The organism is Vibrio sp. 1288 (genome assembly GCF_033344475.1).
Genome location: NZ_JAWPOX010000786.1, coordinates 1 through 603, shown reverse-complemented (window position 1 = coordinate 603; position 603 = coordinate 1). Strand labels below are relative to the sequence as shown.

Here is a 603-nt window from a genome sequence, read left to right as displayed (position 1 = left end):
CTCAATACCAATAGTCACAAACGCTATGCTTAAAAACATATACAAGAACTTATCTTTTTCCGACAGTTTGTTGGCTCGAACATCGTTCTTCAGACTTTGTACATCCCAAAAATACATAGCGACTCCTTTAAGTATTGCTCGTCTTGAACTGAACACGCCGAGTGATACTTGCGCAATTAATTCATAGTAACTCGAAATATAAATTAAAAATCAAATAGATAGTCAAATCGACTAAAAATACTCTCGCACAAATGGGATGGTTTGTCTCTAAGAAATCTCTCGTTATCGGTACCGTCTTGAACTCAACAAGACCAATGTACCAAACCGATTTTTACAACGTAATTGGCAGTCAAAATCACTAACTTTCTAATTTATCTTTGAAGGCATAAGCAATACATTGCATTATAAGAAACCGCTTACCGCTATAGCACTAACTTACCGACCAAGGAGGGTCTGAAATGAAATTAGCACAGTTAAATATTGCGCTTGCCAAATATCCTCTGGATGCACCTGAAATTAGAGAATTTGTAGACAATTTAGACTTAGTTAATGGTATTGCTGAAGAGAGTGAAGGCTTTGTTTGGCGTTTAAAAGACGACTCCG

Annotated in this window: 1 protein-coding gene; it reads left to right on the top strand. The window is 36.7% G+C overall.

What is annotated here, in order from left to right; genetic code table 11:
- Window positions 1–458: 458 nt before the first annotated feature.
- A partial coding sequence (locus R8O11_RS29365) for a DUF3291 domain-containing protein (protein ID WP_140206575.1) occupies window positions 459–603 on the top strand: 145 nt, incomplete at its 3' end.